Here is an 18260-nt window from a genome sequence, read left to right as displayed (position 1 = left end):
AAGGGCGGTGAATTTCACCATGGGTGATGAGATCGTGGCGGGCATCCGGCCTCTATCTCGGACTATTAGTCCGAGTGAGGTGGTCGTGAATGGCCGGGGCGTCGTCGTCGGCGGCGACGCGGACACCCTTCTTCGCCCGCAGGTCGACGGGGTGCCGTTCGCGCCGCGGACGCCGGTCACCGAGCCGTTCTGGGCGGGCTGCGCCCGCGGTGAGCTGCTGTTCCAGCGCTGTGCCGCCTGCGCCACCCCCGGCTTCCCGCCGACCGAGGCCTGCCGGGCCTGCCTGTCGCGCGACCTGCGCTGGGAACGGTCCGCGGGCTTCGGCACCCTCTACAGCTGGACGGTCGTGCACCGCCCGGTGAGCCCCGCGTTCCGCACCCCGTACGCGCCGGCCATCGTGACCCTGGACGAGGGCTACCAGCTGATGACCTGCCTGGTCGGCCTGACGATCGCCGAGATCCGCCCGGAGCTGCGGCTGCGCGTCGCGTTCCACTCCGTCGTACCCGCGGCCCCAGCCATACCCGCGGCCCCCGCCGTCACCGTGGAGGCGGCCGGCCAGCCGGCGGCGACGACACTGCCCTACTTCGAACCCGCCGGCCGAGCCTGAACGGGAGACCAGCCGCATGAAGCCAGAAGACCTGATCCTGGTCAGCGTCGACGACCACATCGCCGAGCCGGCCGGCATGTTCGACGCGCACGTCCCGGCGAAGTACAGGGACTTAGCCCCGCGCGTCGTCGACGAGCCCGACGGCGTCCAGCAGTGGTACTACGGCACCCAGCGCGGCCGCAACCTCGGCCTGAACGCGGTCGCCGGCAAGCCGCCGGAGATGTTCAACGTCGACGCCAGCCGCTACGACGAGATGCGGCCCGGCTGCTACGACGTGCACGAACGGGTCCGGGACATGAACGCCGGCGGGCAGCTCGCCGGGCTGAACTTCCCGAACTGGACCGGCTTCTCCGGCCAGGTGCTCAACCAGGGCCCGGACCGCGACGTCAACCTCGTCATGATCAAGGCGTACAACGACTGGCACGTCGACGAGTGGTGCGGCGCCTACCCCGACCGGTTCATTCCGTGCGGCATCCTGCCCCTGTTCGACGTCGAGGAGGCGGCCAGGGAGCTGCGGCGGCTGGCGGGCAAGGGCTGCCACGCCGTCACGTTCTCCGAGAACCCCGAGGCGCTGAAGATGCCGAGCATCCACAGCGGCTACTGGAGCCCGCTGTTCCGCGCCGCCAGCGACGCCGGCACCGTGCTGTGCCTGCACCTCGGCTCGGCGTCGCGCTCCCCGATGTTCTCCTCCGACGCCCCGGCCAGCGTCAACATGTCCGGCTCGTCGATCGCCTCGATCTACTCGCTCCTCGAATTGATCTGGGCCGAGTTCTGGGCCGACTTCCCGGACCTGCGGTTCTCGCTGACCGAGGGCGACATCGGCTGGATCCCGTACTTCCTGTGGCGCAGCGAGCACGTCCAGCGCCGCCACTCCGCCTGGACCCGGCCGTCCTTCCCCGCCGGGATCGACGGGCCGTCGGACATCTTCCGCAAGCACATCCTGACCTGCTTCATCAGCGACACGGTCGGCCCGCGGCTGCTCGACTGGTTCGACGTCGACAACGTCTGCTGGGAGTCCGACTTCCCGCACTCCGACTCCAACTGGCCGAACGCCCCCGAGGACGTCATCGCCAACCTCGGCCACCTGCCCGACGACACCATCAACCGGATCACCCACGAGAACGCCCTGCGGCACTTCCAGTTCGACCCGTTCGCGACCCGCCCGCGCGAGCGCGCCACCGCCGGCGCGCTGCGCGCCGAGGCGACCGACGTCGACGTCGTCACCCGGGTCGGCCGCCTCGCCAGCGAGCGTGACCTCCAGTCCTGGAAGCGCCTCACCACCCGCACCGCGCCGTCGTTCCCCGCCGCGCCGGCCGCGCCCGCCGCGCCGGCCGCGCCGGCGGTTCCCGGCGCCCCGCGGGCCTAGGGGCGGTCAAGGTGTCACATGCCGCATCCGCCGACCCATCGGCCGACCCGGCCGCCGGGGCATCCGCCGGCGCGTCGGGGCCGTCGGCTCTCGGGCCGCTCGCCGGCGTCCGCGTCCTGGAACTGGCGACGCAGATCGCCGGGCCATACTGCGGGAAGCTGTTCGCCGACGCCGGCGCCGACGTCGTGAAGGTGGAGCCGCCCGGCTCCGGCGACCCGATGCGCGCCTGGTCCGCCTCGGGCTCCCGCCCCGACGGGGACGGCGCGCTGTTCCGGTTCCTCAACACCTCCAAGCGGTCCGTCGCGGCCGACCCGGACAGCTCGCGGGTTCGCGCCCTGGCCGCCGCCGCCGACCTCGTCATCGTCGGCGGCGCCCTCGCCGGCGGCGGAACTCCCGGTAGCGGTAATCACGGTGGCGACGGGGCGACCGTGGACGGCGCCCTCGCGGGCAACGGGATCTTCGCGGGCGCGGGGGCTGGAGCGGGAGCCGCCGCTGACGCCGATGCCGATGCGGGCCCGGCGGCCGTCCGGCGCCTGCACGCCGACAACCCGCGCGCCGTGATCCTGTCGATCAGCCCGTTCGGCCTTACCGGGCCCTGGGCGGACGACGGCTGGCGACCGGGCTTCCCGGCCAGCGCGGTGGCGCCGAACCGAGGGGCGGTCACCGAGTTCCTCCTGCAGGCGCTCTGCGGATCCACCGCCGGCCGGGGCGAGCCGGACGCCGCCCCGCTGCAGGCCGGCGGGCGGATCGGCGAGTGGGCGTCCGGCGTCTACGCCGCCGTCGTCGGGCTCGCCGCGCTGCGCGGTTCCCGGCGCGACGGCGTCGGTGACCTCGTCGACGTCTCGATGCTCGAATGCATGGCGATCATGATGGGCGGGCTGTCCGTCGTCGGGCCGACCATCATGGGCGGCACCAGGCCCGGCGGCACCCCGGGCTCACCCGGCCGCATCCCCGAGACGCCGTCGATCGAGCCGACGAAGGACGGCCTGGTCGGTTTCTGCACCATCACCGCGCAGCAGTTCCAGGACTTCCTGGTCCTCATCGAACGGCCCGACCTGCTCGGCGACCGCGACCTGGCCCTGCTGCCGCGCCGGCATGCCCGGAGGGCCGAGTTCCAGGCCGCCGTGCACGCCTGGACCACCCGGCACACCACCGAGGAGGTCGTCGAGCTCGCCGCCGCCCTGCGCATCCCGGCCACCCCCGTCGGCACCCCGGAGACGGTGACGACGATCGACCAGTTCACGGCCCGCGGCGTGTTCGTCCCCAACCCCCGCGGCGGCTTCCACCAGCCCCGCACCCCCTACCGCGTCGGCGACTTCCGCGGCCGGCCGCTCGCCCCGGCCCCCGCCCTCGGCGAGCACACCGCCACCGCGCGCTGGCCCGCCACCGCGGCCGCCGATGCCGCCGCCGCCACCGACGACGACGGCCTGGCCAGGACCGCCCGCCCGGCGGTCCGGCCGCTGCCGCTGGACGGGCTGAGGGTCCTCGACCTGACCGCCTTCTGGGCCGGGCCGTCGGCGACGATGCTGCTCGGCTCGCTGGGCGCCGACGTCGTCAAGGTCGAGGGGGTGTCCCGCCCCGACGGCATGCGGTTCGCGGGCGGCAAGCCACCGACCGAGCCGAGCTGGTGGGAATGGGGAACGATGTTCCTCGCCACGAACGCCAACAAGCGGGCGGTCAGCCTCGAGCTTTCCACCGCGGAGGGGCTCGGCCTGGCCCGCCGGCTCGTCGGCGCCTGCGACGTCGTCATCGAGAACTTCACCCCCCGGGTGCTGCCCAACCTCGGCCTCGACTGGGAGGCGGTGCACGCCGCGAACCCGTCGGCCGTGCTCACCCGCATGCCGGCCTTCGGGCTGGACGGCCCGTGGCGCGACCGCACCGGCTTCGCCCAGACGATGGAGCAGGCCAGCGGCATGGCCTGGCTGACCGGCACCGCCGACGGCCCGCCGGTGATCCCGCGCGGCGCCTGCGACCCGATCGCCGGCCTGCACGCCGCGTTCGCCACCCTGGTGGCGCTGGCCGCCCGGGACCGCCCGGACGGCGACGGCTCCGGCGCGCTGGTCGAGGCGACGATGATCGAGTCGGTGCTCAACGTCGCGGCCGAGCTGACCGTCGAGTACACCGAGAGCGGGGCGTCGCTGCGCCGTGACGGCAACCGCGGCCCGCTCGGCCCGCTGGCGGCGCCGCAGGGTGTCTACCGCTGTGCCCGCGACCCGGCAGGCCCCGACGTCTGGCTCGCGCTCGCCATCACCGACGACGTGCAGTGGCGGGACCTGTGCGCTGTGCTCGGCCGCCCCGACCTCGCCGCGGACGCGGGCCTCGCGACCCTGGCCGGCCGCCGGGTCACCGCCGCGCACGACCGGGTCGACGAGGCGATCGCCGCCTGGACGGCGGCGGCGCCCGACCGGGCCACGGCGCTCGCCGCCCTCGCCGCCGGTGGCGTCCCGGCCGCGCCGGTCATCCCGGCCGCCGACCTGCTGGCCAACCCGCAGCTCGCGGCCCGAGGCTTCTTCGAGAGGCTGGCCCACCCGGTGGTCGGCGAGCACCCGATGCCGGGCGTCGCGTTCCGCCTCGCCAGCCACCCCGGGCCGCTGCTGCGCCGCCCGGCGCCCGTCTTCGGTCAGCACGACGACGAGGTGTACGGCGGCCTGCTCGGCCTGACCCCGGCCGAGCTCGACGGCCTGCGCGCCCGCCGCGTCCTCGGCGACCGGCCGGCCGGCGCATGACCGGTCCACCATCACCGACCACCGGTGCGGGAGCCGGTGCGGCGGACGGCCTGCCGACGACCGCGTACGCCGTGCTGGGGATGCTGGCGGTCGCCGACGTGCCGCTGTCGCCGGTGGAGCTCAAGACCAGGGCCGACTTCAGCCTGCGCTTCTTCTACTGGGCGCCGGCGATCAGCCACATCCGCAAGGAACTGGCGCGGCTGGAGGCGCTCGGCCTCGTCACCGCGAGCCCGGCGCCCGGCCGCCGGATCCGGCGCACCCTCGTGCACGAGATCACCCCGGCCGGCCGGACGGTGCTGCGCGACTGGCTGCACCAGACGGCCGACGAGGAGCCGGTGGTCATCAAGCATCCGGTGCTGCTGCGGGTGTGGCTGGGCGCCGAGACCGAGCCGGAGCGGGTCGTGGAGATCCTCGACCGCTACGTGGAGCAGACCCGGGCGGCCGTCGACGAGCTGCGCTGGGGCCGGCGCCGTGCCCAGGAGGTGCGGTTGGACAGCCGGCCCGAGCTGCGCTACTCCCGCGCCGTCGGCGACTACGTGCTGCGCCGGATGTACGCGGAGCTGGCGAACGTCGCCCAGCTGCGCGACGAGCTCGCCGACCTGCCCACCACCCCGCGGCCGCCGTTCGCCGGCCCGCCCCCGCTGCACGACTACGAACACCCTGACGACGAACACCCTGACGACGCGCGCGGGCGCGAGCGCGGTGCCGGGGCGGACGGCACCGGGTCGCCGGGGGAGAGGAGCTGAGCGTGGCCCGCCCGAGATCCGCCGCGATCGTCGGCATCCACAACACCGCGCAGGCCCGGCGGCTGCCGGACCAGACGTCGACGGCCCTGCTGGTCGACGCGGTCGCCGGTGTCCTCGCCGACGCCGGGCTGGGCCTCGCCGACGTCGACGGCCTGTCCACCCCCGGCATGTCCGGCGGGTTCGTCTACGACCTCGGCCTCGGCCCCGCCTGGCAGGGCGCCCAGCACGGCGTCGCCGCGGTGCTCGAGGCGGCCGCGGCGATCGCCTCCGGCGAGGCGGACACGGTCCTGGTCGCCTCCGCCGCCGCCGGTACCTACACCGAGCGTGCCTCCACCGCCCCATGGACCCGCCCGGAGAACGAGTTCGTCATCCCCTGGGGCATGTTCACCGCCGCCGAGTTCGCCCTCATCGCCCGCCGGCACATGACCACCTACGGCACCACGCCGGAGCAGCTCGCCACGGTCGCGGCGACCATCCGCAACAACGGCCACGCGAACCCCGCCGCGGTCTACGCGGGCCGCGGCCCCTTCAGCGCCGCCGACGTGCTCGCCTCCCGGATGGTCGCCGACCCGTTCCACCTGCTCGACTGCTCGACGACCTCCGAGGGCGGCTGCGCCCTGCTGCTCACCACCGCCGAGCGCGCGGCCGACCTGCCCCGCCCACCCGTGCACGTCCTCGCCGGCGGCGCCGACCACTACGGGCCCAGCTATCGCTTCCCGCCGGCCTGGGACCACACCGGCCACGCCCGCCGCGCCGGCCGAGTCGCCGCGTCCGGGGCGGGTGGCGCGGACGTGCCGGTCAACGGCCAGGTCGGGCGGCGCGCGTTCGAACGGGCACTCGCGACCGCCGGGCTGCGCCGCGACGACGTCGACGTGCTGGAGCTCTACGACCCGTTCTCGTTCGAGATCATCCGTCAGCTGGAGGCGTTCGGCTTCTGCGGGCCGGGGGAGGGCGGCCCGTTCGTCGAGGACGGCCACATCGCCGTCACCGGCAGCCACCCGGTCACCACCGACGGCGGCACGATGTCGTTCAGCCACGCCGGCTCGTCCGTCCAGATGTTGCAACGCGTCATCCGCGGCGCCGAGCAGCTGCGCGGCGACTGCGGCCCCGACCTGCAGGTTCCCGACGCCCACGTCGCCCTGTGCACGGCCGGCGGAGCCGGCGCACTGTTCCTCCACCTCGTCCTGCTCGGCCGCGCCCGCCCGTATCCCTGAAGGGCCCCCGGACGCGAGGCTCCGCCACCATCGTGCGTCCCTCGGCCTTGACCGGCAGCCCGACCCCTACGCACCCGCCCGGAGGCAGCCGTGGCCACCACCCCCGTCCCCACCGTCAGCGAGGCCGCCCTCGACCCGAGCCTGTTCCTGCCCGAGCCTGAGCCCCGCGAGGTCCGCTACACGATCATCTCGGTCGACGACCACGTCGTGGAACCGCCGCACCTGTTCGCCGGGCGGGTCCCGGCCCGGTTCGCCGACGCGGCGCCGCGGATCGTCGAGACGGAACGCGGTCACCAGGTGTGGCGGTTCGAGGAACAGACGTTCACCCAGGTCGGCATGAACGCCGTGGCCGGCCGGCGGCCCGACTCGGTGAAGCTCGAGCCGTTCCGGTTCGAGCACATGCGTCCCGGCTGCTACGACATCGACGCCCGGGTGCGGGACATGGACGTGAGCGGGGTCTGGGCGTCGGTGAACTTCCCCTCGCAGATCACCGGGTTCTGCGGCCGGGTGTTCTTCGGCGCCCGCGACCAGGAGCTGGGCCTCGCCTGCGTGCGGGCCTGGAACGACTGGCTGTACGAGGAGTGGTTCCAGGCGTACCCCGAGCGGGTCGTCCCGATGGGCATCACCCACCTGTCCGACCCGGCACTGGCCGTCGCCGAGATCCGGCGGAACTCCGCCCGCGGGTTCACCGCCGTCACCTTCCCGGAACGCCCACACGTCATCGGCCTGCCGTCGCTGTGGGACCGCGACCACTGGGACCCGATCATCCAGGCCTGCGTCGAGACCGACACCGTCGTCACCCTGCACGTCGGCAGCGCCGGCCTGTCCGAGAAGCCGCCGGGTGCGCCCGGCCTGCAGCTCGGCTCGACGCTGTTCGGCCAGGCGTCGCTCACCGCCTGCGCCGAGTGGCTGTGGTCGGAGTACCCGGCCCGGTTCCCGACCCTGAAGATCGCGATGAGCGAGGGCGGGATCGGCTGGGTCGCGATGCTGCTCGACCGGCTCGACAACATCGTCGACCGGTCCGGCTACGGCCTCGGCTGGGACCTTCGCCCCGCCGAGGTGCTGCGCCGCAACTTCTGGTTCTGCACCATCGACGACCCGTCGACGATCGACACCCGCCACCACATCGGCGTCGAGAACATCATGGTCGAGACCGACTACCCGCACGGTGACGGCACCTGGCCTGACACCCAGCAGGTCCTCGCCGACGCCTGGGGCCACATCCCGCCCGCCGAGATCCGGGCGATGTGCAGCGAGAACGCCGCGGCCCTGTTCCGCCACCCCCTCCCGCCGACCGTCCTGCCGGCCGGCTGAACCCCCTGATCCCCCTGGACCGCCTGGAGGGCAAACCCGTGACGTTCATCCCGACGGCCGAGAAGCTGATGCCGGAGCTCACCACCCGCGAGGAGATCGTCCTGCTCGCCCGCGCCCTGTGGCGGGAGGGCTACAACGACCACCTGGCCGGCCACATCACCGCGTTACAGCCCGACGGCACCCTGCTGTGCAACCCGTGGCTGGTCCGCTGGGACGAGCTGCGCCCCGAGCAGATCATCCGGATCGACCTGGACGGCAAGCTGCTCGAGGGCGACTGGCCGGTCCCGCTCGGCATCCCGCTGCACCTCGCCCTGCACGCCGCCCGCACCGACGTCACCTGGGCCGTCCACAACCACCCGCTGTACGGCACGGTCTGGGCGGACCTGGGCGAGATCCCACCGATCTACGACCAGAGCTCCGCGCTCGGCGGCGGTGGCGACCTGGTGCTGGTGAACGAGTACGAGGGCCCCGTCAACGATCTCGCCACCGCCCGCGGCGCGGTCGACGCCCTGCACGGCGGCCACCTCGCGCTGCTCGCCGGCCACGGCGTCTTCGTCCTCGGCACCTCGGCACGGGCGCTGTTCCAGCGCGCCGTCGCGCTCGAACAGCGCTGCCAGCGTGCCTGGCACGTCCGTGCCCTCGGCGCCGCCCCGGCGCCGGTGCTACCGACCGGCTTCCTGAACCACATGAAGAACTCTGACGGCAACGGCTTCATCGGCTTCTGGGAGTCCGCCGTCCGCGCCGAGCTCCGCGCCGACCCGACGCTCCTCGATACTCACTGACCCTCGCGCCGCTGAAAGCGGGCGGGACCGGACCGGACCGGAAGCCGCGCGGCAGACGGCTGACAAGGCGGGCCACCCGTCCAACCGAACACTCCTCCACCGTGTTCTGTGGCAGATGACGGTGCCCATGGACCGGCTGAGCTGACACGATCGACCAAGGCAGTGGGTGAGTGTGTCGGATAGCCGCGTCTATGGGCTGACTCATCTACCACGGATCAGCTTTCTGGGGGGAGGCCGCACCTCGCGGGTGGCGGTCAGGACCCCAGGGGACTAGTCCAGGGTCCTCGCGATCGGCCATCAGAGGCCGGTTGAGCCGTGCATGATTGACGACGGATCGTAATCACGCTGGGTCTGACGTCGGTGAGCGCGGCGGCGACCCCGACGATGGTGCCCACGGGGAAGCATGGGGGCGCGAGAAGGCCGGGATCGTCATCGTGGACGTGAGTGTCCCGGCGCTGGAGGACGTCGACGCACCTCCGTGCCCACCCTGCTCGCGGCGGTAGCCGAGCCTCCCTCACGGCGGTAGGCGGGCCTCCCCGGCGACCGAGCCGGTCGTGAGCGGCCCCGCCGGTGGGCCAGCGGCCGCCTGCAACCAGGTCAGTACCGCCAGCACCCGGCGGTTGTCGGCATCTCCGGAACGCAGGCCCAGCTTCAGGAAGATTTTCGCGATGTGAGCCTCGACGGTCTTCAGGCTGACGTGCGTCTGCTTGGCAATGCCGGCATTGGAACGGCCCTGCGCCATCAGGTCGAGGATGAGGCGTTCACGGTCGGACAGCGTATGGGTTCGATCGATATCGCGGGTACGGTGCAGTGCTCGTGTCGTGACGCCGGCGTCGATCACGGCTTCGCCGTTCGCCAGTCGGAGGAGCACCTGCTGCAGCGCGGTCCGGTCGGCGATGTTGTCCTTTCGCATGTATCCGAGACCGGCGGCTCCATTCGCGAACAGGCCCGAAGTAAAGGGATCGTCGTCGTGCGCTGTTACGACGAGCACCCCCATTCGCGGCTGGGACGCCTTCAGCGCGAGCGCGGTGACGACGCCTTCGTTGGTGCGTGTCGGCGGCATGCGCATGTCCACGATCGCCACGTCGGGCGGGTCCGTCAGGGCGGCGGCCAGCAGTTCCTCACCGGTGGCAGTAGAGCCGGTGACGTCGACACCGATGCTGGTCAGGAGCAGACCGAGTGCCTCCCGGATGACACCACTGTCCTCGGCGATCGCCACCCGCATCGGCTTCGGAGGCACAGGTGGTTTCTCGCTTTCGACGTGTGGGACGGGCTGAGCGGTGCGGGCGGTCGCGGCCGTCGCCGCCCAGGGCCGTCGCGCGGTCCAGTCTCGCATCCGGATCCGGCACACGCGGCGATCCGGGCCCTCGGACCAGATCGCCCGCGGGGAACGCCGCCGCGACAAGCGCGAACCCGACAAAAGTGGTCAGAACGCCGGCCAAACGGTAGATCTGAATCATGCGAGCTGGGGCCGGCGTGGAGATGCGGTCGCGTCGGCTCCGGCTAGCCGGCACCGTGCTCGCCACCGCCGTGCTTACCGTCGCGGTGACAACCGAAGCCAGCTGGCCCTATTGGTCGGCCCGTCCGCTGATGGCGGCCGTGAACGTCACCGTCGGTACGTCCATATCGGTGGCCGGCGTGGTGGCCCTGACCAGCGCCACCACGCGGCGTCACGGTCTGCTTTTCACCACGGCGGGGCTGTCATTGGCGCTGTCCTGGCTCATGGCCTGGAACGTCGGTGCTCTGCCGGTGCTCGCGACGTTCGCCTGGTGCCTTTACTGGCTCACTTTCCTCTGGGGCGTGCTGACCTACCCCACCGATCGGCTCCCTTCACGATGGGATCGGATTTTCGTCGCTCTGCTGGCGGCGGACCTCTTTGGTGGTCAGATCGCGATCACGGTGACGTCGCGTCCAAGCTGGAACGGGTTCTCTCCCGCCGCCATCTGGCCGGCGCTACTGGCCGACCGGGAAGCGTTCGAGCGGGTGTACCAGGTTGTCGCCGCGTGCGACGTCACGCTCATAACGATGTTCGTCGTGCTCACCGTACGTAGCTTCCGTGCGATGAGAGGACTCGAACGACGCCTCGCCGGTCCGGTGCTGCTGTCGGCGGGTCCGGCCGCCATGGCCGCCATGGCCGCCATGATTACGCGCGGATACCAGGCCACGTACGTGAGCCTGGCCGACACCCTCGACACACTGGCAGTGCAGGGCGCCGCGTCCAGCGTCGCCCCGCTGGCCCTGGTCAGTGTGACGATCCACCGGCACTACACCGCGGCGAGCGCCGCGGACCGCCTCGGAGAGCTGGTGCGAACGCCGACGGTCGCCGCCGTCCGGGCCGGCCTGCGGACGGTGCTGCGCGACGACACCCTGGAGATCCACTACTGGGACCCGCGGCACGAGCGGCTCGACCCAGTCACCGGTCAGCTCGTCGCGGGTCGGGCCGCCAGCCGCCGGGGCGCACCCGACGAGGCGGGCTGGCACCAGAACAGCGCGGCTCGGCCGTCCGAGCCGCCCAGCGGGTCCCACCAGAGGCCGGAGCCGAAACGGGACGAAGTCCGCTGGCTCGTCGACGTCCGTTCCCCGCAGGACGGGATCGTCGCGACGATCAGCGTGGATCCAGCGCTCCGTCGCCACGGCGTGCTGGTCGACGCCGCGATCTCGACGATCATGCTCGCGCTGGAGAATGCACAGCTGCAGTCCGCTCTCCAGACGGAGCTCACCCGCCTGGCGGACGCGAGGCGGCGGACCGCGGACGCGGCGGCGCGGGAGCGGGCCCGGATCGAGCGGGAGCTCCACGATGGGCTCCAGCAACGGCTGATCGCTCTGACCATGACGACCAGTGTTCTCGAGGGCATGGTCACCGATCCCGCGGACGCGGACATCCTGCGGGAGATGCGTCACCGGCTACGTGCGGCGACCGGCTGGTTGCGTGCCATCGGCCAGGGGCTACACCCCGTCGAACTGGGCCGGGACGGGTTGCGCGTCGCGCTCGAGCAGGCTGCCGGTTCAATGGCCCTCCCGGTGGTGTTTCGCATCAGTGACCGGCGGTACCGCCCGGGCGTCGAGCTCGCCATGTACCTGGCCCTGACCGCGGTACTGGACGATCTCGCCCTGCGGGCCCCACAGGACGAGCCCGATCTGGACCGAGCCGGCTTCGACGACCTCGGTCTCAGGCCACCGGGGTACGTGCGCATCGACGTCCGGGTCGCCGGCACCGAGCTCGTGGGCGACATCGTGTGGGCGGCTCCCGCCGCGATGGACCGTCCCGCCAGCCGCGAGCGTCCGAATGGTTTCCACGAGGGTGAGCTGGGGGTGGCGGCCGACCGCATTCGCGCGCTCGGCGGCAGCGTGACGCGCTTCGCCCGACCTCGGCGCGGCGTCGGCGTCCAGGTGCGTGTTCCGTGCGCGTGAGGCAGGCGCATTGGGCGACCGCGGCCCCACCCGCGACACCGGCGGAGGCGGCGCGGGCGCAGGCGCAGGCGCAGGCACGACGGGCCGTTCGAGAGGGATGGCCAGCGGGGGCGCGACCGTCGGATCCCGTCGCGCCGCCAGCCGGCCAGCGACACCGGTTCGGCGGGGCGGTGGCCGCCGTGGCCGCCGTGCTTGGCCTCCTGGCGGGTTGGCCGTTCTGGTCCGATCATCCGGCGCTCGCCGTCGTGAACGCCCTGAACATGGCGGCACTCGTCCTCTCAGCCCGCTGTCTGTCCGCCCGGTCCCGTGTGCTGGGCTTCCTGCTCCTGGCCACAGGTGTCTGCTGGTCCCTGTCGTGGCTGATGAGCTGGGACGCCGGACCCGCTCCGCTGGCCGGGTTCCTGATCCAGCCGTTGTGCTGGTTCTTCCAGGCCTGGCTGGTGCTGACCTATCCCGACGGGCGGATACTCGGCCGGCTCGACACGGCGGTCGTCACCGCCAGCGGGCCGGCTCTCGTTGGCGGCCACATCCTGATCGTGGTGACCTCGCGCCCCGAGTGGAACGGTTTCGACCCTGACACCTACTGGCCGAGACCGGCGCTGATCTCGCTCCGGCTGTTCCACCCGCTGCTGGTAGCCGTCGCCGGAGGATGCGTCCTGCTCTGCATCGTGATCACTATGCTGGCGCTCCGTCGACGCCTGGATCACGTTCACGGTCTCGACCGAGTCGTGTTCGTTCCGGTACTGCTCGCGACCGGTCTCGCCGGATTCGGTACCGCACTGGTCGTCACGGATCCCATCCGCCCATCCCAGCTGGACGGGCTGCCGCATGGCTTCGCGCTGCAAGGCGGGGCACTGGCCGTCGGACCGGCCGCGCTGCTCGTCGCCACGGCCTACCTGCGCCTCGCACTCCCGTCGCGGGCACAACGGTTGCTGCGGCAGACCCACCCACCGACGGCGACCACCACGAGGACGACGCTGCGTGCCGTCCTGCGCGACCCGTCGCTCGATGTCTACCTCTGGCTCACGGACGAGAACCGGTACGTCGACGTCGACGGCGAGCCCGCTCCCGACAAGGTCGTCCTCGGTTCCCGAACACCAGCGACCGGCCTCGGTGCCGCATCCAGCCACCGTCACAAGCCCAGGTCGATCGCGACCATCGGCGCGCGAACGCCATCCGGCGGGCGCTGGCGAGTCGCAGTCCCCGTATCCGGTCCAGAGCCGGTCGCGCTGATCGACTGCGACCAACGCCTGCGCGGCCACGAGGTCGCCGTCCTTTCTATCCTGACGACCAGTACCCCCTGGCTGCGCAACATCGCATTGCAGAGCGGGTTGCAGGCGAGACTGGCGCAGACGGCACAGGCCAACCAGCGGGTGGCCGACGCCGAAGCCGACGAGCGTCGCCGGCTCGAACGAGACCTTGCCACCGGCCTGGCCAGCCGACTCGCCGACCTTGACGCGCTGGCGGTCCGGTTGGCCGAATCATCGTCCGCTCCGGCGGCTGGGCGCCTGGTCGCCGACATCCGCGACGGTATCCGCGCGGTCGGGGACGAGGCCCGGGACGTCGCCCGCGGTCTGCATCCGGTCGAACTCAGTGAGGTCGGCCTGCGGGCGGCGGTGCTGGCCGTGGGAACCCGGCTGGGCCTTCGGCCGCGGATGGACGCTGACGAACCGACGCTCGCGCCCGCCACCGAGCGGCTGATGTACTTCGCACTGCTTGAAGGCCTGACCAACGCCGCCAAACACGCCGCGACCGACGCCGTGCGGGTGCGGGTCCACGTGACGACAGGTCGCCTGGTCGGGGAGGTCGCCGACGACGGCCGCGGCGGCGCTCACATCCCCCCTGGCGGGGGACTCGCCGGCCTTCAGGAGCGGGTGACGGCCGCCGGTGGCTCGCTATCCCTGCGTAGCGCGGCGGGGAGTGGAACCAGCCTCATCATCTCCCTGCCGCTGAACTCGGTCGGCGCGGCCATGATCTAGGGTTTCCCCTAATAGTCCGAGATGTTCATTTCCTGTATCTTTGCATCGTCATCCTGGGTATTAAGGCGCCCCCGACGGAGACGAGGTAAATTGCGGGAATTTAAGAAGATCGCGGTTGTCATGTTCGGATTCATCATGCTCGCCATCGTCTCGTTGACCCTGGCCGCACCCGCGCAGGCGATCCCACAGAACTGCACTGCCCGGATCGGTACCAGCGGCTCGACCGGGTACGGCACATCGATCTGCAAGACGGGCACCGGGAACCATCGGGTCAGGGTGACCTGCAGGTTGGGGAGTACCACGACCACCTACCTGCGCTACGGGCCGTGGACTGGCATTCCCAACCCCTCGACCGTGTACTGCAACACGGGCGACAGAGCGACCGCGGCCATCTACCAATTCCTGAAGTACACCTAGATCCAGCACGTCCGTCACATCCTTCACGGCCATCACATCCTTGAGGAACTGAGGTGTCATGCGAGGACAGACGCTGCGACGCATTACGATCGGCGCCGCCGGGCCGGTGGCGCTGGCCGTCGGCTCCACCGCCATGATCAGCCCAGCCTGGGCGGAATCGGGGCCGCCGCCGGCAAACACGCCGGCCACCGAGGTGGCTTTCAGGGATACCTGCAATCTCAAGTCATTCAAGCCTGTCGAAGAACCAGCGGGCACCTTCCACGTCCACGGGTATGCTGGGGTAGTCTGTGCCTCACTGGGTGAGATCTCCTTCAGCGCGACGATCGTCGTTAAGAAGCAGGCGGTGAACGGCGACTGGGTGGACTTCTCATCGGGCAGCTACACCGGCCACGCGGGAGCCCTCAATCATCTTTCCTGGTACGAGTTCCAGAACTATGACTGCTCCGGGTTGGACGTCGGTCCCTGGAACTTCCAAACTTCGGTGATCGCGACTTCTGGGTCCATAACCCGAGGCGCGGTCTCCCCGGTGGCCTCCATTTACTGCGGCCTGCACTAGTAACATCCTTAACTGTGCGTGACCGGCGCGACTGGTAGTCGACGCGCCCGACGATCCTGAGGTCGAGGGCCGGGGACAGTGCTGCCCCCGGCCCTCGCGGGCCCAGTTTCCGTATCGGAGGACCGATGCTTACCAAGGACGACTTCGAGGATCTGGTCAGTAGACGGACTGGGGTGCCGCGGGCCAGGTTGACCGGTGGATCGAGGCTGGATGCCGACCTGGGACTGGACTCGTTCGGACTGCTGGAACTGGCCGGGGGAATCGCCGAGCTCGGGGTGGATCTGGGCGAGCGGGAGTGGCTTTCGTCCACCACGGTCGGCGAGCTTTACGATCACTATCTCGATCGTTCCAAGGCCGTCACCGGTTCGCTGCCCGCGGCAGTAGCGGATCTTGGTGCGACGGACAATGATGTGTCGCCTGTCCGCCTGGAAGGAAAGTACTTTCGGTTGACGCCGGTACTGCCGCAGGCGACGCCGTTTCTCTACAGCCTGTCGGTCAGCCCGGATATCGGGTTCCGCTGGCGTTATCGCGGGTCGGTGCCGGCGTACCAGCAGTTCGAGCAGGAACTCTGGCAGGGCATGCTCGCGCAGTTTCTGGTCGAGTCGATCGAGACGAGCCAGCCGGCCGGGCACGTGATCTGCTACAACCCGGACCTCAACCTCGGTCACGCCTACGTCGGCGCCGTGATGGCCGGCCAGTATCTGGGCACGGGCCTCGCCGCCGAGCCGGTCCGGCTGTTCATCAACTACCTGTTCGACGTCTGGCCACTTCGCAAGCTCTACCTGGAACTGCCGGAGTTCAACTTCACCCAGTTCGCCAGCGCGGCGGGCCGGGCGCTACACATCGAGGCTCGGCTACGCGACCACGACTACTACCAAGGCCGCCGCTGGGACCGTCTGACCCTCGCCGCCTACCGACCCGGCGAGGAACCGGCAGCCACCGACGAGTTCACCCGCTAGACCTCCAGGTCGTCTCGCTGGCGCGCCGTCCTGTCGCGGCTCTCCTGTCAGAAGGGGTGAGGTAAGCCTGTGGTTGGTCTGTTGGACGGAATCGCCAAGGCAAGGTACGGGCCGGGCCGAGTGGTGTTTCTCGGGCCGGATGCAGACATCGACGTCGGCTGGTCGGAATTCTTCGAGAAGGCGGAGCGGGTAGCGGCCTGGCTGCAGAACGCCCGTGGCGTCGGACCGGGCGGCCGGGTCGCGGTCGTGGCGTTGCCGTCGCCTGCGGTGGTCTCCGCGCTGGTCGCGACGTGGATGGCCGGAGCGAGCGTGACGTGCCTGCCGACGCCGGCACGGTCGACGGACATGGCGACCTATTTCGAGCAGACCCGCGACCGGATCGCGGCACTGGGTGACCCGCTCGTCCTCCTGGGCCCTCCCTATCAGGCGCTGGCCGGCGTGGTAGCCGAGGGCGGTGCCCGAGTCGAGATGTTGTCCGATGTGCTGGCCGCGGAGGAAGTCGGTGTGTGGAAGACACCGGACCTGTCCGACGAGGACTCGGCGATCCTCCAGTTCACCAGCGGCACGACCTCCGCGCCGAAGATCGTCAGGGTCAGTCATGGGAACCTCGCGGCGAACATCGCGGCGATCCGGGAACGGATCCGCCACGACGAGGTGCACGGCAGGCTGCTGACCTGGCTGCCGCTTTCCCACGACATGGGCCTGATCGGTGCGTTGGCGGTCCAGCTGACCTGCGGGCACTGCGATGTGCTGGTCGGTTCGCCGACGGACTATCTGGCGGCGCCGTCGTCGTGGATGCGTAACGCGGCCCGCTACCAGGCGACGGTGCTGATGGGCCCGGCGTCGGCCTACGCCTTGGCTGGCAGGCTGCTGACCGTTGGGCCGACGCTGGACCTGTCGTCGGTCAAGGTGGCGCTTTGTGGCGGCGAACCGATCGAGCCGGCGGCGATCGAGGGCTTCCTGGATGCCGCCGCGCGGCATGGTTTCCGGCGGGAGGCTTTCCTGCCTGCCTACGGCCTGGCCGAGGCGACCCTTGCCGTCGCCATGCCGGGCCCGTACCAGGGTCTGCGCGTGGATGAGATCGACCCCGACGCGCTCGCCAACAAGGGACACGCGGTTCCCGTCGCCGACGGCGGCCGGGCCCGCCGGTTCGTGCGCCTCGGACGGCCCGTCCCCGGCACCCGGATCCGGATCGTCGACCCGGACACGAGCGCGGACTGCCCGCAGCGGGTCGTCGGCGAGGTCCACGTCTGGGGTCCATCCGTTGCCGGATACCTCGACGACGAGGATGCCGAAGAGGGCCATCAGGTCAGACATGGCGGAGACGGCTGGCTGGCGACCGGGGACCTGGGCTACCTCGCCGGCGGCGAGCTGGTCGTCTGCGGACGTGCCAAGGACCTGATCATCAGTGGCGGGCGGAACATCCACCCCGAGGAAATCGAACAGGCCGCCGTACCCGTGCCAGGTGTCCGCCCGGGCAACGTCGTCGCCTTCGCGACCCGCCGTCACGGCTCGGGAACCGACAGCGTCACGGTTGTGTTCGAGCTCCGGCCCGGCCACGACGAGGCCGTCGTTCGGGAGCAGGTCACCGCGGCCGTGCTCGCCGCCGTTGGCGTCCGGCCGGCCGCTGTCCACGCGCTGTCACCGGGATCGGTCCCGAAGACACCGTCCGGGAAGCTGCGGCGCGCCGAAGCCGCGCGGCTGTGGGGAGAACAACAGTGACCGGGAAAACAGCGAGTGGTGGAACCGTCACCCGCCAGGAGGCCCCCGCTCTCGGTGCCGACATCACCCAGCAGACGGCCCAAGCCGTCGCCGCCGCCGCCGGCCGAGTCCATGAGGCCTGGACCGCCCGTGACACCGACCGCCGGGTCGCCCTGCTCGCCGAGGCCTGCGCCGAGGATGTCGCCTACGCCAACCCGGTCAAGAGCTGCGTCGGCGTCCAGGCCCTCGCCGCGCTGATCTCCGAGCTGACCGCCACCTACCCCGGCTACCTGCCGGTCCGCACCTCCGGCGTCGATGCCCACCACGACGCCGCCCGCTACGAGTGGGCGCTACGCGACCGCGCTGGCCAGGCCGTCCTCGGCGGCCTCGAGATCGTCCGTTTCACCCCCGAGGCCCGGCTGACCTCGATCGTCTCGTTCGTCGGCCAGCCGCCGACGATCCGTTACACCTACCAGGCGTAA

Annotated in this window: 15 protein-coding genes; 13 read left to right on the top strand and 2 right to left on the bottom strand. The window is 71.4% G+C overall.

The features are described from left to right. Positions 1 to 85: 85 nt before the first annotated feature. From FRCN3DRAFT_RS46370 to FRCN3DRAFT_RS0226195, 7 genes are all read left to right on the top strand, one after another. Complete coding sequence (locus FRCN3DRAFT_RS46370; RefSeq protein ID WP_007509540.1) at positions 86 to 607, top strand: Zn-ribbon domain-containing OB-fold protein; 522 nt, start codon at positions 86 to 88, stop codon at positions 605 to 607. Positions 608 to 623: 16 nt separating this feature from the next. Further along, positions 624 to 1973 (top strand): amidohydrolase family protein, encoded by a 1350-nt coding sequence (locus tag FRCN3DRAFT_RS0226220; protein WP_007509542.1) that lies wholly within the window; start codon positions 624 to 626, stop codon positions 1971 to 1973. A gap of 11 nt (positions 1974 to 1984) precedes the next feature. Continuing rightward, positions 1985 to 4699, top strand: a complete 2715-nt coding sequence (locus tag FRCN3DRAFT_RS0226215; protein WP_007509544.1) for a CaiB/BaiF CoA transferase family protein — start codon at positions 1985 to 1987, stop codon at positions 4697 to 4699. Next, positions 4696 to 5445, top strand: a complete 750-nt coding sequence (locus tag FRCN3DRAFT_RS46365; protein WP_007509546.1) for a PadR family transcriptional regulator — start codon at positions 4696 to 4698, stop codon at positions 5443 to 5445. The genes FRCN3DRAFT_RS0226215 and FRCN3DRAFT_RS46365 overlap by 4 nt, the downstream gene beginning before the upstream one ends. Before the next feature lie 2 nt (positions 5446 to 5447). Next, positions 5448 to 6659, top strand: coding sequence for a thiolase family protein (locus FRCN3DRAFT_RS0226205; RefSeq protein WP_007509548.1), 1212 nt, complete (start codon positions 5448 to 5450; stop codon positions 6657 to 6659). 90 nt (positions 6660 to 6749) lie between these two features. Next, on the top strand, positions 6750 to 7973 hold the full coding sequence (locus FRCN3DRAFT_RS0226200) for an amidohydrolase family protein (protein WP_007509550.1): 1224 nt from the start codon (positions 6750 to 6752) through the stop codon (positions 7971 to 7973). A gap of 38 nt (positions 7974 to 8011) precedes the next feature. Beyond that, complete coding sequence (locus FRCN3DRAFT_RS0226195; RefSeq protein ID WP_007509552.1) at positions 8012 to 8755, top strand: class II aldolase/adducin family protein; 744 nt, start codon at positions 8012 to 8014, stop codon at positions 8753 to 8755. Positions 8756 to 9269: 514 nt separating this feature from the next. Here FRCN3DRAFT_RS0226195 and FRCN3DRAFT_RS0226190 read toward each other — a convergent pair. After that, positions 9270 to 9980 carry a LuxR C-terminal-related transcriptional regulator gene (locus FRCN3DRAFT_RS0226190; protein ID WP_035925227.1) on the bottom strand — a complete coding sequence of 237 codons (711 nt, stop codon included), beginning with the start codon at positions 9978 to 9980 and terminating at the stop codon, positions 9270 to 9272. A gap of 233 nt (positions 9981 to 10213) precedes the next feature. Here FRCN3DRAFT_RS0226190 and FRCN3DRAFT_RS0226185 point away from each other — a divergent pair, with 233 nt between their 5' ends. Both FRCN3DRAFT_RS0226185 and FRCN3DRAFT_RS0226180 read left to right on the top strand, forming a co-directional pair. Beyond that, positions 10214 to 12166, top strand: coding sequence for a histidine kinase (locus FRCN3DRAFT_RS0226185; RefSeq protein WP_007509556.1), 1953 nt, complete (start codon positions 10214 to 10216; stop codon positions 12164 to 12166). A 179-nt stretch (positions 12167 to 12345) separates the two neighbouring features. Then, complete coding sequence (locus tag FRCN3DRAFT_RS0226180) at positions 12346 to 14145, top strand: sensor histidine kinase (protein WP_027140954.1); 1800 nt, start codon at positions 12346 to 12348, stop codon at positions 14143 to 14145. Between the two features lie 8 nt (positions 14146 to 14153). On the opposite strand, the gene FRCN3DRAFT_RS55370 is transcribed toward FRCN3DRAFT_RS0226180, so the two are convergent. Then, on the bottom strand, positions 14154 to 14453 hold the full coding sequence (locus FRCN3DRAFT_RS55370; RefSeq protein ID WP_131803365.1) for a hypothetical protein: 300 nt from the start codon (positions 14451 to 14453) through the stop codon (positions 14154 to 14156). Between the two features lie 167 nt (positions 14454 to 14620). On the opposite strand from FRCN3DRAFT_RS55370, the gene FRCN3DRAFT_RS0226170 reads away from it, so the two are divergent. The 4 genes from FRCN3DRAFT_RS0226170 (at position 14621) to FRCN3DRAFT_RS0226155 (ending at position 18260) form a co-directional block, all read left to right on the top strand. Further along, positions 14621 to 15118 carry a hypothetical protein gene (locus FRCN3DRAFT_RS0226170; RefSeq protein ID WP_007509562.1) on the top strand — a complete coding sequence of 166 codons (498 nt, stop codon included), beginning with the start codon at positions 14621 to 14623 and terminating at the stop codon, positions 15116 to 15118. A gap of 125 nt (positions 15119 to 15243) precedes the next feature. Beyond that, positions 15244 to 16077 (top strand): phosphopantetheine-binding protein, encoded by an 834-nt coding sequence (locus FRCN3DRAFT_RS0226165; RefSeq protein ID WP_007509564.1) that lies wholly within the window; start codon positions 15244 to 15246, stop codon positions 16075 to 16077. A gap of 69 nt (positions 16078 to 16146) precedes the next feature. Then, entirely contained in the window at positions 16147 to 17799 is a 1653-nt protein-coding gene (locus FRCN3DRAFT_RS0226160; protein WP_007509566.1) for a long-chain-fatty-acid--CoA ligase, read from the top strand. Then, positions 17796 to 18260, top strand: a complete 465-nt coding sequence (locus FRCN3DRAFT_RS0226155; protein WP_007509568.1) for a hypothetical protein — start codon at positions 17796 to 17798, stop codon at positions 18258 to 18260. Before FRCN3DRAFT_RS0226160 ends, FRCN3DRAFT_RS0226155 begins: the two co-directional genes overlap by 4 nt.

The organism is Pseudofrankia saprophytica (assembly GCF_000235425.2).
GTDB classification, from domain to species: domain Bacteria; phylum Actinomycetota; class Actinomycetes; order Frankiales; family Frankiaceae; genus Pseudofrankia; species Pseudofrankia saprophytica.
Note: the sequence above shows the minus strand (reverse complement) of the source record. Positions and strands in the feature narration are given on the sequence as shown.